This window comes from Pedobacter heparinus (assembly GCF_032678725.1).
Lineage (GTDB): Bacteria > Bacteroidota > Bacteroidia > Sphingobacteriales > Sphingobacteriaceae > Pedobacter > Pedobacter heparinus_A.
On sequence record NZ_JAVTSC010000014.1, the window covers coordinates 1 to 14887 of the forward strand.

Consider the following 14887-nt stretch of genomic DNA (forward strand, 5'->3'; position numbering starts at 1 on the left):
AGCAAAGTTGTTTTCAAGGTTGAGTTTAAGTACGATTTAAGTAAAGAAGAGTTTCATAAAAGATCATATTCTTATTTGAATAATAAGTTAGATCCATATTCCGGACAGTTTATCATTGATAATAATGATAGTACTGTTTCCCGCATAATAGATTATCTCGATATTGATGGCAATATCATCCAAACATTCGGTATGTATATGACGTATAATTTAAAGCTTGTGTACGGGAATGCCTTATGTACTATGGTTCTTGAAGATATTACCTATATGGATAAACAATATTTTGAAACACAGGAAAACTCTCCACGTAAATTAATTATGCCGGTTTACTCTGGCAAAGATGTTATGATTGATAAGAAGTACGCTTCTCTTTTGAAAAGAAAAGCTTCCGAGAAAATTACTAATGCATCGCTTATCAGAATAAATGAAATCATAAAAAACTTAGATGCAAGTTTCGCGCAAAAATAATTAACTATAGCTGTCCAGCAAATAGGGAGTACTTCATTCCTATTTAATACGCTGTTCTTCTGCCCCTCAGGCTATAATAGAGGTTAAAAAGGTAACAAGGGATTAAAATAATGTAGGCATATTGATTATTGGTGTACTTGGCTAAAAGGCCATATGCCAATGGCATGATGGCCCCGCCGGCAACGCCCATAATTAAAATGGCAGAGCCCCTGTTCAGCATTTTTCCTTTTAAACCTTTTAGCGCCTGGGGCCATATGGCTGGCCATAATAATGCGTTTGAAAGGCCTAGTAAAGCAATAAATACGATGGAAGCAGTACCAGGCACAAAGGTGGCCAGCAGGGAAATCAGTATCCCCAGCCAGGCGGAATAGGTGAAAGCTTTTTCCTGGGAGATGTACCGGGGGATGGCGTAGGCGCCAAATAGATAGCCAACCATCGTGCTGGCCAGGGTATAAGCGGTAAGGTTCTTCGCAATGTTTAATGACATGCCCTGGTAAATTCCGTAATTGCCAATGGTGTCGCCGGCTATTACTTCCAGGCCAACCGTGGAAAATGTTGCAATAAAACCTAAAGTAAAGTTGGTCCGTAGTTTGGCTGCCTGTTTTACATCAGCAGGAACTTCATCGGCGGGGCTTGGCATAGCCGCATCAATTTCGGGCAGATGCGCAAATTTTATCAGGTAGGCAATGATCAGCAGGATGATAGTGAGTACAATGTAAGGTAATATCACTGCATGTGCCAGGTTGTCTAAACGTATTTTGCGTGCGGCATCGCTCATGCTTTGCAATTCGGCGATAAGCCCATCCGAATTTTTAAGGATAATCGCGCCCAGGATAAGCGGGGCAATCACCCCGGCAAATTTATTACAAATACCCATCATACTGATGCGCTGTGCCGCTTTTTCGGGAGGGCCCAATAAGGTGATGTAGGGGTTAACTGCAGTTTGTAATAAGGTTGTGCCGGTGCCCACCACAAACAGACCCAGTAAAAATAATGGGTAATAACGCATCAAGGCTGCAGGGATAAACAGCGCGCAGCCAATAGCCATGATGACCAGGCCAATCCGCATTCCTTTAACCATACCCGTCCTTTCCAGGATCTTGCTCGATGGGATGGCCATAACCGTATAAGAAATGTAAAAGGCAAAGGTAACCAGGTAGGCCTGCCATTCTTCCAGTTCACAGGCTATCCTGAGGTAGGGAATCAAGGTGCCATTAACCCAGGTGATGAAACCGAAGATAAAAAAGAAAGCACCAATGGTGGCGATCTGCATGGTCAGGGCTTTTTTAGACATAGTATCTGCTTTTAAGTAAATCTTTCATGTAATTATTCATGTCCCACTGATGTGCTGAAGCAGGGATATTGCCCGGAGCTGAGGACATGTACGGGAATGGGCCGAACTCAGAGGTAAAGGTAAAGTAAGGGGCAGCCCTTTCTTCATGCAGGGCAATGACTTTGTCCCAGTGTTTCAGGTGTTGCTGCAGGGCATCCTGCCATTCCGGATTGCGGGGGTCATTCACCTGCGACCCTTGCGTAAAACCAATCCGGGAATGAATGTGCCGGGTTCTGGATAAAGCCAGTGCGAGTGCCTCCTCCTGATCCTGTAAAAAGCTTTCCGCTACGTTAAACCAATGAGAAATGTCCAGGGTGAGGTTTAACCAAGGCAATTCCTCTAAAAAAGCCCTGGTACAATGTGCTGCGAAACTGAATTTCCCCCGGTGTGTTTCATGTAAAATGGTAACTCCTGTTGATTCGCTGATCTGTCTGGCCAGCGACAACAGTTCCACATTTTGTTCGAAACTGAAATGATCTTTCCCGGTATGGGAGGTAATGAACATCGGGTTAACCTGTGCAAGGCTGAGTAAACGGGCCTGCAACTCTTTCTTATGTGTATTAAAATCCGGCGTAACGGTGTCCCAGTGTACACCGATCAGTTTTAAATCAAAGGCTCCTGCAAGCTCTGCCATTTTTTTTTGTACTGCGGGATCTGGGGGCAGGCTGGCTTCGACGCCATCATAGCCGGCAGCTGCAGCCTTTTTTAAAAACATTGCCCAATCCATGTTTTCACTGCCCCAATAGGTACAAAAGAAAAATTTCTCCATGCTTAGCCTGCCAGTTCCTTTTCAGGATCCATCAATATGGGAAAGTATTGTCCGCTTATTTTTTCTCCTTTGGGGATGGCCGGGGTACCTGGCATCAGTTCTTTGTCGGTATCGGAAATGGTGCCGTCCGCAAACATATTTAATACAAAAGCCCTCCTTGACCTTTCAGACTTGTTTTCATAAGAACCATGAATCAGCAAGGGGTGATGGAAGGTGCCATGCCCTTTTTTGAGTTCGATCGGAACAGGTTTAAAGGCTGCTTTTTGCTCCGGAGTTAAAAACTCCATCAGACCTTCCATTTCACCGGCAAGCTCTGGTTTCTCCAGTAAGCCCCATTGATGACTTTTAGGTACATAATACATGCATCCATTTTCGGTGGTTGCGTCATCAAGCGCTACCCAGCAGGTTAAATGCTGTAAGGGAACGGTACGTGTCCAATAGGAATAATCCTGGTGCCAGGCCACTACACCGCCATGTTTGGCAGGTTTGCAAAAAAGCTGGTCATGCCAGAAACGAACGGCCTTATCTCCCAGCAACTGGCTGGCCGCCATTACAAATGCGGGGTTCCATAGAATGTCGTGAAAAGCAGGGGTGATGCGCCAGGCGCCCAAAGCATGGAACAATACCGAGTTCGGATCTGTGGAGGCATTGGAAAAAAACTGGTGAAACAGGGTGTGGTCGGGCAGGTTTGGATCTGAAATGCGCAGCAGGTCCTCGTTCAACTGATCTACCTGCCATTCTTCTAAAAATTTGATGTCACTTACATAACCATTCTCTTTAAAAAAGCGGACCTGCTCATCACTGAGCCTGTATTTTTCCCACTCTGTTTTATTTGCCGGCCATTTGAAAAAGTCTGATACCAGCTGGTGGTATACTGAAAGGTCTTTAAGTTGGTTCGTATTCATTTTGCTGATCTTTTTAGTCCAATTGATCTGTTAATTCATTGTTGCTAAATGGGTATGTTTATTTAAATAATCCAGGCTATGTAGCTTTTTTACAAAAGGGAAAGACCTGTCCTCAAAGGGAACTTCGTAGGGCAATACCTCTTTAACCGGCAGTTTTTGCCTGGAAATAGTGTTTAGTTCCTGTTGGTTGCCATTCAAATAGGCCAGGCTCCATTTTAAGGGTAAAGCATCCGGGTCCTGTTTTAACCAGTTGTCCAGAATCCGGCCTGCACCTTTCAGGTCGCCTGCTTCCTGCATCAGCAGGATGCTGATGAAATCAACAGAACCATAAGGGCTAAGCTCATGGTGCTTTCTGTAATTGATGATCTTATCGGTCAACGTTTGTCGTTCTTCTTTATTCTCCTGCTTCAGGCAAATGAGCTGCATATAGTCTTCCAGCCGCTCATCAACATGATGAGGTTTGCCAATGCCCATATTTTCCGGCCATGTTCTTGCCATATCAATGTGATGGGTCGCTTTTTTCCAGTTCTTGCTTTCTATGGCGTTAAATGCGCATAGCAAATGTGTTTCCCGCCAGCTGTTCCGGCCCTCAGAAGCCCCTTCATTAGGCAATACCGTCATATTGGTCATCAGGGAGATCCCTTGCTCAAATTTTTGGGTATACATGAAACATTTGGCAAGTTTCAGGCCCAGGTAATAATTGTCAGGATACAATTTATAACCTTTTTTGGTAATGGTCAGTGCCTGTTCCCAGTCTCCATGTGCGGCATAATAATTGGAAAGATTTAAAACAGTCCTCCATTCGCCTGGCGCAAGATGAAAAGCGTATTTCAGATCAGACAGGCAACCATCTTCCTGCAATTCCTTTTTTAGGTTTGCCCTTACAATATAAAAAGGATAAAAATCAGGGATTTGCTGACAGCTGTTCAACAATGTCAGCGCTTCTTCTTTACGTAGGTTCTGGATGTGTGCAAGGGCCAGGTAATATTTAAATTTCCAGGCGGGATGCTGATTAACTGCCCATTGCAATATGGCGATGTCTTCTTCGCGGTGTGGAAAAACAAAATCGGCAGGCATCCCTGCTGCAGCATCAAGTGTAGCAATAATGCCTGTGCCGGATCCCGAAAGCGAATGTAAATGGGCTTTCCAAAGCTGAACCATCGCATAATCAGGTGCAGCGTCCAGCAATTCCAGTGCTTCCGCGTATAAATTTAAGTTGTAGTAAAAGGCAGCTAGTTCTATATAGGTTTCGTAAGGCAGCTCGCTTACCGTAATGTTATCCACAGGAAGCCCTTCCGCCTTGTGGAGTTCAAATCTTGCGAAGTAATTGATCGGATCTGTATGTAGCAGCTGGTTGATCAGAAGCATAGCTTTATCCCTGTTGCCTTTAAGCTTGTTTATAATGATGCTTAAATATATGGATTGAAGATTAGCCGGACTGTATAGTCTTGCTTTTTTTACATAAGTATATGCCCTTTCAATCTGGCCTTCACGCAAAAATATTTTTGCCAGCTCAATAAAGGCGGCTACCCGGTACTCGACAGACTGGCTGGCGATTGAGAAGCCATCCTTTGCATCAGCGGTATTTCCTAACCTTTCATTTACCAGTCCGTATAAATAATTGGCCTCAGGATCATAGGTGTCAACAGCTAAAGCTGTGTTTAAAAGACACAGCGCCTCGGCAAACTTCAATTGTTTAAAATAAAGTCCCGCAAGTCCGTTAAGCGCTTCGGTATAAAAAGGGTCCAGGTTCAGGCAAAGCTGATAATGGGCAATTGCACGGTCAAAAAAGCGCTGTCTTTCCCATTCTTTAGCCTGTATACAGCGGGCCTGAACAGAATTGAAATTATAAGCTTTACTCAGTTTGGTGGGTCTTTTTAAGGGCGTATTTTGTTCGGGGCCATTATAAATTACCGAATCATTTAACCATACCTGCAGTTCTGCTGTCTTTACCGGATAAGGAAGACTAAAGCTGGTGTTCTGCATGGTTTTCAATTCCATATGCACACTCAGAATTTCTTGCTGCTGGTGCAAAACTTTAAGCTGATGATCCAGGGGTTCATTTGCGCAGATATTGATCAGCTGGCTTTTCTCCTGTTCAGTAATGTAAAAAGACAGCTGCTGGTTGCCATACGTTAATCCTCCGGTATTTTTAACTGGAAACCAGTGTTCTTCCCAGGTATCAAAGGTATAAGGCAAAAATGAGCGGTGCTTAAAAGGGGTTTTGGAACTGGCAGCCACGCTTTGGTTAAACAGCCGGCCACTTTGGACTTCTGTATATTGTCCATCCTCATCCGTTAACAGGTCTTCCCAGATCATGCCATAGCGGGAGAGTCCCCATATCCATATTTTTTTTCCCGGTTTTTCATCATAAGGAGCAGAATGCCCCATGCCGAATTGATCCTTATGCCAGTAACATCCCCAAAAATCAGTATAGGCACCAAACACATGGTAGGATTTATATTCTCCGTAGTTGTTCTGGTCGTAGAAAGATATCTTTCTTTTTTCTTCATCTTCGGGCCAGCTCTGCGGGCTGCCATCATGTCCCAGACGATGCTGCCCGGGGTAAATGTATTCCAGGTTTCCGGATGTTTTAATGCCCACATTATTCCACTGATAATAAGACTGGGGCATGCAACTGTTGTTATGCCACCAGCTTTTGGTGCTAAAACAGGCTGCATCTTTTGCCAGATTGATCTCTACTCTCCATTCGGTACGAGAAGGCCAGTCTGTTGCGCCAATAACGCAACTTACGCTGCCATCTTCATTTTCAATAGTTTTGTAATCAACCGGCGCAGAACAGGAGGGGGTATGACCGATGATGCCCATGTTTATTTCCATGCCGCCGGAAGTCCAGGGTCCCCGCATGGCTACATCTCTGAATTTTGCTGCATGGTTAAAATATATAAATTCCCTGGTGGTCGATTTTTCTATGGCACCCCATATTTTTCCCCCTACAGATGGATTGATCCAGATCTTGATGTAATTGTTTTCCATAACAATCATTTCCCAGGCCTGATCCATGCCTTTATTGGTATAGCCATCAAACCTGTTATAGGGGTATAAACGTCCAAATTCGGGAATAGGGCTCGGGTCCGAATAAGGGTAGGTTTTAAGCACAAGAACTTCCTTTCTGATGATTGCTTTTTCTATAATCTTGATGTCTTCCATTTGATGTCATTGGTTGAGCAGGGATAAGTACACAAGCTCAACAATATTTATATGATCAAACTTAGTTAAGAATAAATTAAGAACCAAGCTGTAAATTAAAAAAATGTGTGCGCACACACAGTATTATTTGTTGAAATAACCAATAAAATGTGTTTTATTTGCGATACGTATACATTTGGTAATAAATAAGAATGTTAGTAAAAAAATATGCTGTTTTGTGGAAATGTCATGTTGGTGAGGATTATCCGGGCAGACACGTATTTATGCTTATCTTCCAAACTAAATAAATACATTTGTTAAATTTTTTCAGCTGCAGCTGGTGATTGATTTACGGAACACCAGGCTGCTGTACAGGAAAGAGTATAACGCTTTGGCATTGTAACAGAAAGAAATATAAACAGAAAAATGAAGAACATCCGTATTAAGGATATTGCCGTTAAAGCTAAAGTATCCGCAGGTACTGTCGACAGGGTATTGCACGACCGGGGGAATGTTTCAGAAAAGGTAAAGGAGCGAATTCTCAAGATCATTGAGGAAATGAATTATGAGCCAAATTTTATGGCCCGTGCCCTTGGAACCAAAAAGGAATATCATTTTGCAGCACTGATCGGTGATCCGCGTTACGATCCGTACTGGCTTGATCCAAAAGCTGGTATTCAAAAGGCGGCCAAAGAAGCCCGGCAGTACGGCGTCAAGGTTACATTGTTTATGTTTAACCCCTACGATCCCCATTCATTTGTAAAAAAAGCGGAAGAAGTTAGCCGTGCCAATCCGGATGGTATCCTACTGGCACCAATGTTTTATCGCGAGGTACTTCCATTTTTCGAAGGCTGGAAAAAGCAGGAAATTCCCTTTGTGCTGTTTAATACGCAAATTGCAGAATTCGATCCTTTAAGTTATATCGGTCAGGATTCTTACCAAAGCGGGCAGGTAGCAGGTAAGCTGATCCATTATGGACAGCCGCAGCCGCCTTCGGTTTTGATTGCCCATATTGACGAAGAGATCAGTAATTCCGCGCACCTTACTAAAAAGGAGCAGGGTTTAAGAAATTACTTCATACAGAATAACCTGAATCATCAGTACGAGATCATCAAGGCCGAGCTAAATCTGCGCAATTATGCTTTATTTGTAGAGCAGCTGGATTCCATATTTGAAGGCAATCCCCAGTTGCAGTTTTGTTTTGTGACCACGTCCAAAGCTTTTGAAATCGCTAAGTATTTTGAGCAGAAATTCATCAATCATATCAAAATCATTGGTTACGATCTTATCCCTCAGAACCTGCATTACCTGAACAAAGGATCCATCAGCTTTTTAATTAACCAGAACCCATTAGGGCAAGGCTACTGGGGCATCAACCAGCTTGTTGATCATCTGGTGTTCAAAAAGGAAATCGCTGCGATAAAGTTTCTGCCACTGGATATTGTGACCAAAGAAAACCTGAATTATTATATAGACGAATCGATGCTTTACAACAGGTTCTGACGCTGTTCTTTTATAGATATGGATTGACAGGGATATGGACCAGGTGATAACCGGCCTGTTTTAATTTTTGCTGTTCCTGCTCATCCGGCGTTTCCTTAAAGATCAGGCTGGTCAGTACCTGGCTGCTGCATAATTTAAGGCTAACCAACAGGTCAAATATTTTTTTCCTGATCCTGAGTTTCAAAAACTTCATATTTCCCCGATTGGCCATCGTGGTTTCCGCGCCCTTGTAATAGAAATTGGAATTGATTCTTTTAAAAGCTACCAAACGCAGGTTTAAGCCTGCAGCCAGCTTTTCGAACTCCCTTTCAGATACTTTGTACACAAAATTTCCCACGGGTTCGTAAGAGAAGCGGTTTTTCCAAATCTTTTGCACCAGTTTGTCATTTATCGCCGCCAGCACATTGGTGATGAACAGGAATACAGGCATTTTGGTTACCGGGTCCTGGGGCTCGATCATCATTACCCCTTTTCTGGCAACCCTAAGCATTTCATACACCGCCATATATGGCCGTGGAAAATGGTGGTAGGTTTCCTTGCACAAAACATAATCAAAGCTGTTGTCTTCAAAAGACAGTTTCTCGGCATTTTCAGCTGAAAAGCTATGGATAAAACCTTCCTGATGGGAAACTTTGAGAAAGTCGCTTTTTAAATCGCTGGCATGGGCGGAATTGGCATTGCCTTTTGAAATGATATAATTGGCATCCAGACCATAAGCATCACCTACCGTTAACCAGGCTTGTCCCGGAACGCTGATCAAAGGGTCAAGACAAGAAAACTGGATGCTTTGCAACCAATTGTTAATGGTGTTCTGGTCTGCTTCTTTGAATTTCTGAAAATAAGCTTTTTTAGATTCCTCCGTTGGAAACAAAGTATTGTACCAGTTTCCATGTTTATTATAGCTCTCTTCTTGAAACATCTGCTTTTTTTAGCAAGGTTATAAAAAAAACGACAAAATGACAAGCTTTTAAAAATTACGCAAAATCAATAGTGCCGAAAAATTCAGGCAAATGAAAATTGGGACTGTCCGTGGCAATATTGTTCCAGGCCAGGTAATGAGGTGCCGGCAGGTCATCTCCGCATTTAAAGAAATTGCCCCTGCAGGACGGGCCTTCAAATTTACCGATGCTATGGAAACAAAATACCTCGAAGGGAATAAGCAGGGTCAGTTCCCAGCCTATCAATGCTTCCGTTCCCGTACTTTTAAATGACCGGCTGTACCTGATCTGATCAATAAGCGATTTCGGCAGGTACTTTCTTTCCCGGCCTGTTCCAAAACCCAATAAACAGGTTCCGGCATTGTTGAACTCAAAATTATAATATGCGGGATCGTTATTAAAGCCAATAAAAAACTCTACACAGCTGTCTTTGTATACCGGGTCGTTGGCGTTAAAATATACTGGCTTGCTAAAAGGTTCCCTTACGTAATATTTCAATGCAATGCAGTCGCTACCCTGAACAATGACAAAACAGGCGTGTACGTCTGAGACGGTAAACTCCTTCCAGGGTGAACAGCCTATGAGCTGTCGTTCTGCTTTGTCAAGCAGATCAGACAGCTCAAAGAGCCTGGTGCTGGTGCTGATTTCCGGCAGGTAAGTTACTTTTAGTGTCATTTTACTTTTTTATAGCCTATTTTTTCAAACGGGATATCCCTAAAACCAGGTATTTTTTTGAAGATCACTGCATCTTTGCGCAATTTGAAATGCTCCGCTCCGTAGTTTTCAAAACCCGGATCTTCATTCGTTTCGTAATTGCTGTCCATAAAGGGCAGCCGTTCCTGTATTCCTTCTACACGTTTTGTGATCTTCACCAGCACGTTTCTATAGAAAGTATCCCGCTTGGGAATTTCCGGATCATCTTCAAAGTATTTCGCCAGCGTTGGATATTGCGTAGCATAGGGTGGATTTTTATAATTTACCGCCTCCAGACGCTTTTGAAAGGTGCCGTCTTTATATAACATGGCCCTTGCCCAGTGCTTTAACCGGTCGTCAATATGGGCTGCATATTTTGTTTCAATAAAGATGTTGTTATGGTAAGGATTGTCCCTGCCTCCGCCAACAAAACCGGCAACCGTACCCGCTTTGTAAAATACATTGTCGTAAACTTCCATTCCACAAGCACCGTCATCGTGGTAAACCGCCATGGTCTTATGGTCGCCGCCTATATGGTGGAAATAATTGTAGCGTACAACCTGTCCCATTTCAGAAGGATTTCTGCCGAAATACAAGGCACCCATGTCATCTGAATCCATTACCAGGTGATGAAAATTGTTGTATTCCACCAGATGGTTGTTGCCGTGCAGCATTACTCCCGAGGAAGGGGCATTGTAAATGTCGCAGTTGGAAATGCTGTTGCCAACTCCGGTAATCCATATGCCGGGCCGATAGGAACGCTCAATCCGGTTAAAATCGTGAATGCTGCAGTTTTTGATGTAATTGTTGCCAGGCTCCAGCGTCAACCGGTTACCACCGCTGATCAGAAAGCCACCAGATCCGGTATTGTACACTTCACAGTTGATGATGCCATTGTTTTTTCCGGCCTCCCGGTCAAAAACCGTATGGTCATAAACATATTGCACCAGGCTGCCAATGGATCTGGATTTAGGGTTCACGGCAAACACACTCAAGCTATCCGATTCCGCTTCAACACCTTTGCCCATAAAAACAGCTACCATACCCAGGTTGGTAAATTTGCAGCCGTCAATCAGCACCTGCTCTGTTCTTTCCATAGTGATGCCGATGCCCCGGCTGCAGGTAAAACTTAAGTTTTGCAGCTTCACATTCCGTACATCATCTATGGCAAACAAGGGGCTCTCCAGTTCCGAAATTTCCAGTTTTTTTAAATCATCAGGTGGCAAAAAGTAGAGCATTTTGGTATCCGTATCCACATAGTATTCTCCCGGAACATCAATTTCTTCCGGTATATTGTAGGCATGCCAGGCCCGCCAGGGTTTTCCGCTTCCAAAGCCATAGGCATGTGGTTTAAGTGTGGTAATGGTTTGTTTTAAAGTATCTATACCCTTTAACGGAACAGCGTCATCAGCGTAACCCCACATAAAAAAACCGGCTATCCAGGCTTTATGAGGCTCTTTCCATCGTGAAGGCCGCTTAATGTCTTTATAAGTAAAGGTGCCGCCGCGGTTTGTGGAGTCGCCCCATCGGGGGATGGAACCCGTATCCAGCACAGCATGGATCGGCACAGTTCCTTTATTTGGCCACCTGGCAATCCTGCCCGGCTCATCATTCGTGAAAATCTCCAGCCATGCAGGTGCAAAAGGTCTGGTAAAACCCGTCATCCTCAATTTACCGGTATTGTTAATCCCGGCACCTTTTAAATTGACCTGCCTGATCCTGTTCCTGAATTCGGGTAAAAAGCGTTGGAGGTATCCCGCATCTGACACAGGTTTGATCAGGTTTGGTGCAACAATCTTTCCGCCGTGGATAACGGGTTTTTCCTGATTGTAAGCCTTTATAGTTAAGGGTACCAGCGAATTCCAGGTTTTGCCCTGCACGATTTCCATGGTGCTGGTTTGTGGATAAACACCACCCCGTAAAATGATCTCAATAGGGCTTTTGCTCTTTTTAGCAGCGGTATTCGCCATGGCCAGGGCATCAGAAACCGTTGCCAGGGGGTTTTTAAGCGTTCCGGCATTGTTCCCCTTTCCATTTGGGGCCACATATATTTTAACGGGCTGTTGTGCATAGGCCGATACAAAAAGGCCCAGGCTTAACAGCAGTAAACTTCCTAATCTTTTCATTAAAGCAGTAATCCTCATGTAAATCCTGTTTATGGTAATTGTTATTTTCTTTTGATCACGATGAGGAAGCCTTTTTCGCCCTCAAGGTTAATTTCCTTTTCAATATTGATGGAACGTTTGTCCTGGAATTCCTTTATTTCAGGTATTTCGGCTGTTACCTGATCAGGAGATAAGCCCAGTGCCTTCCAGTCTATTATAAGTTTGCATTTCTGCGGTTCAGCAGTCCAGTTTGCCACAGCAATGATTACTTCATCTTTACCCTTAAAAATAGTAGCTTCCGTTTTATCATTGTCGGTCTTAACCGGAATTTCATCATTCCAGAAGCCGATCATCTGTTTCTTTTCAATATGGTAATCATCCCAGAATTTCCAGATGTGTTCTGGTGTCTTGGCTTTAAACCAGGCCAAACGGTTGGTAATGCCGAATACCATACCCCTCCAGGGATTTCCGCCCTTGTTGAGCATTTGGGAAGAAAGGCCAAAAGGAACACCGCTTACTTCTATCAGCCAGTAATCAGAAGAGCGGTCGTAATCCCTTGCCTCACCAACCCATAAATGATCGATATAAGGAAGCATGTCCATGTAGAGATTTAGTGAAGAAGCCCATTTCGCGTATTTATTGTAATGGTTCCAGGTATGCATATCGATTTTTGCGCCCGGGCGGTCGCGTTCCAGAATTTTACGGGTCCTTTGCATGGTTTCCCGGTCAAGTGCCAGGTCATCCATGTAAATGCCATCAATATTCAGTTCTTTGCACATCCATTCCAGTCCGCCCAGAAAGAAATTATTTAAACGGGAATCCGGTCTGGTGAGAATCGACAGATCCTGGCGGCCTTTATATTTACCAGAGGTAAATGTAGCCACCCAGCCCGGTATAAAATCTTTCTTTAAATTTTGTCCCAGCCAGGGATGCACGCCATTAGGGTTTACCAGTGTCCGGGTTGCCATACCTGGCCCCGGGTAAATGATCTCATCACCTAATGCCCGCATGGCCCATAATTCAGGTGCATTTACACTAATCTCACGCGTAGTATAATAAAGCTTTGTTTTTATTCCCTTGGTATGTGTGCTGTCTATAAATGCTTTCAGGTCAGGTACGTTGTCATTGGCCATTGGATAGTCCAGAAAAGGGTAGATGTCCTTTTTATGATGGATGTTGATGATATTGGCCCCATGCTCCTCTGCCAGCCTGATCGTATTGCTGGTGGTGTCAATATCCGAATGGTAATAACGGTCATTAAACTGGATATCCTTATTGATGACTTTAAATGGAGTAACCAAAAACTCCGCATCAAACTGATAGGTTTCGCCTTTTTTTAGGGTGCGCTGGCCGGAATATGCCTTGATCATTACCGTTTTATCCTGTTCATAAATATCTACCCCGCCTTTATTGCCATTTCCCCAGGATTCAGGCTCATGTAAAGGGCCAAATGGATAATAGAGATTAACCAGCTGGCGCTGATAATTTTTTCCTTTAAGTTTTAGTTTCAATCCGCCATTTACTGCGCCCATCCATACTTCATCCTGGTGTTTTTCCAGTACATCCCACTTCCAGCGCCAGTCTTTCGGGCTAAATCCTCCTTCTTTATCCAATCCCATCATATAAGTTGCTTTCTCCGGGCGCATAGGAACCTGCAAACGGATGTCATTAATGGCAACATCCTTTAAAGCAGAAACTACAGCACTATACCCAATAAAACCGTCGTAGTCTGCGCGGCCCTTAACGGTAACGATAATGTCGCCATTCGTTAATTTGGTTTCCCAATGTGTTGATCCCGGAAAATGGTCTTCAAATTTCAGTGTGCTGGCTTTAAGTGGCAGCTCTTTGCCTCCCTGTTCAATGATAAACCTGATGGGAGCTGCAATAATAGGTTCGCCCTTAGGTAAGATGAGTTCATTGTTTTTGTCAAAATAAGTTTGGATATCAAGGGGCAGGCCCTGATCAGACAATTTAATGGTACGGCCCAATATAGAAATGTTCTTTTGTTCCCGGTCTACCTGTTTAAAACCGTTGGTCAGGCCATTGTCCAGTGCAACCTTTGTATTCAGCCAGGCCAGGCGGGACAATTTGGTCTCGTCATTATAGCCATGATTGGCAATGATGTTTCCCTTTACTTCTATGGTTACATGGATTAACGTAGCAAGCAAACCTTCCGGCTTCAGTTCCACGGTACCTTTATATACACCTTTATGATCTTCCGGTACCTGTATGCCAAACCAAAGCGGTAGTACTTTTTTCGGATCAAGCTGCAGTGATTTGGAAAACTTTTCTCCTTTAAAAGAGACCCCTTCCGAGTTGAAACAGGTTACCTCTTTAATAGACTGGCCATTGCCGTTGCTTAAAGGCGAAAAGCGGACCTTTATATTTTTTAAAGGCTGAGCTCCTCCATAAACGCCAACCTGAAATACATAATACTCTCCTGGTTGGGCTGCTCCTTTAAATGAAACCAGGTCAGCTGCCGAGTAGTTTGTCCATTTTTCTGGCAGGCTATCCAGCAGGCGGATAGAATTTTCTCTGCTTTCAGGAAAAGTGAAATATTTTTTGCCTGGAAATTTTTTGAGCAGGGCAGTTACCTGTGTCGTTGCTGCAGGTTTCGACATCACGGTAGGCGCCAATCCGATATAACCGGTCAGCTTGGTTTCACGTATGGCATCAATATCAATGGCATGTAACAGTTTGTCTTTGTTTTGTGCCTGAACAAATGGAGCGATCAGCATCAAAGTGGAGAATAGCAGTTTTTTCATCTGTATATAATTTTAATGGTGATGAAGCTATCATGAGCAATATTCATTACTGTTTGTGAGTGTTTGCTCTTAATGGTTTCATAATTTTTGATTTATTAAATAAATCAGCTGGTTTATTTTTGGTTTTGCAATTTGGCTGCTTTTAAGCATTTCCGGGTACAGGTTGCTCCTATATTTAAACGCTCAGCTGAGCTGAAAATCGAAAAACGCTGTAGCCAAACATAACAACAAAAAACCGGTAATAAAAAATAATTTCAA

10 protein-coding genes are annotated in these 14887 nt (G+C 43.5%); 2 read left to right on the forward strand and 8 right to left on the reverse strand.

From position 1 onward, the window contains the following. A partial coding sequence (locus R2Q85_RS19190; RefSeq protein ID WP_316813408.1) for a hypothetical protein occupies nt 1-468 on the forward strand: 468 nt, incomplete at its 5' end. A 43-nt stretch (nt 469-511) separates the two neighbouring features. Here the strand turns inward: R2Q85_RS19190 and R2Q85_RS19195 are convergent. Genes R2Q85_RS19195 through R2Q85_RS19210 form a run of 4 tightly spaced genes read right to left on the reverse strand, consistent with a single transcriptional unit; the run spans nt 512 to nt 6646 of the window. Further along, nucleotides 512-1762, reverse strand: coding sequence for a sugar MFS transporter (locus R2Q85_RS19195; RefSeq protein ID WP_316813409.1), 1251 nt, complete (start codon nt 1760-1762; stop codon nt 512-514). Then, nucleotides 1755-2570, reverse strand: coding sequence for a sugar phosphate isomerase/epimerase family protein (locus R2Q85_RS19200; protein WP_316813410.1), 816 nt, complete (start codon nt 2568-2570; stop codon nt 1755-1757). Before R2Q85_RS19200 ends, R2Q85_RS19195 begins: the two co-directional genes overlap by 8 nt. 2 nt (nt 2571-2572) lie before the next feature. Continuing rightward, nucleotides 2573-3475 carry a phytanoyl-CoA dioxygenase family protein gene (locus R2Q85_RS19205; protein WP_316813411.1) on the reverse strand — a complete coding sequence of 301 codons (903 nt, stop codon included), beginning with the start codon at nt 3473-3475 and terminating at the stop codon, nt 2573-2575. Nucleotides 3476-3505: 30 nt separating this feature from the next. Then, nucleotides 3506-6646: a DUF5107 domain-containing protein gene (locus R2Q85_RS19210; RefSeq protein WP_316813412.1), complete on the reverse strand. Its 3141-nt coding sequence runs from the start codon at nt 6644-6646 to the stop codon at nt 3506-3508. A gap of 405 nt (nt 6647-7051) precedes the next feature. On the opposite strand from R2Q85_RS19210, the gene R2Q85_RS19215 reads away from it, so the two are divergent. Then, the gene (locus R2Q85_RS19215) at nt 7052-8128 is read left to right on the forward strand and encodes a substrate-binding domain-containing protein (protein ID WP_316813413.1); all 1077 of its coding nucleotides are present in this window, start codon (nt 7052-7054) and stop codon (nt 8126-8128) included. Nucleotides 8129-8138: 10 nt separating this feature from the next. On the opposite strand, the gene R2Q85_RS19220 is transcribed toward R2Q85_RS19215, so the two are convergent. The 4 genes from R2Q85_RS19220 to R2Q85_RS19235 are packed head-to-tail and all read right to left on the reverse strand — an operon-like array spanning nt 8139 to nt 14629. Beyond that, complete coding sequence (locus tag R2Q85_RS19220; protein WP_316813414.1) at nt 8139-9047, reverse strand: class I SAM-dependent methyltransferase; 909 nt, start codon at nt 9045-9047, stop codon at nt 8139-8141. Nucleotides 9048-9102: 55 nt separating this feature from the next. Continuing rightward, a complete protein-coding gene (locus tag R2Q85_RS19225; RefSeq protein WP_316813415.1) occupies nt 9103-9741 on the reverse strand; it encodes a carbohydrate-binding family 9-like protein in 639 nt (212 codons plus the stop codon). Then, complete coding sequence (locus R2Q85_RS19230; RefSeq protein WP_316813416.1) at nt 9738-11885, reverse strand: right-handed parallel beta-helix repeat-containing protein; 2148 nt, start codon at nt 11883-11885, stop codon at nt 9738-9740. The genes R2Q85_RS19225 and R2Q85_RS19230 overlap by 4 nt, the downstream gene beginning before the upstream one ends. 41 nt (nt 11886-11926) lie before the next feature. Then, nucleotides 11927-14629, reverse strand: coding sequence for a glycoside hydrolase domain-containing protein (locus R2Q85_RS19235; protein WP_316813417.1), 2703 nt, complete (start codon nt 14627-14629; stop codon nt 11927-11929). Nucleotides 14630-14887: the final 258 nt, after the last annotated feature.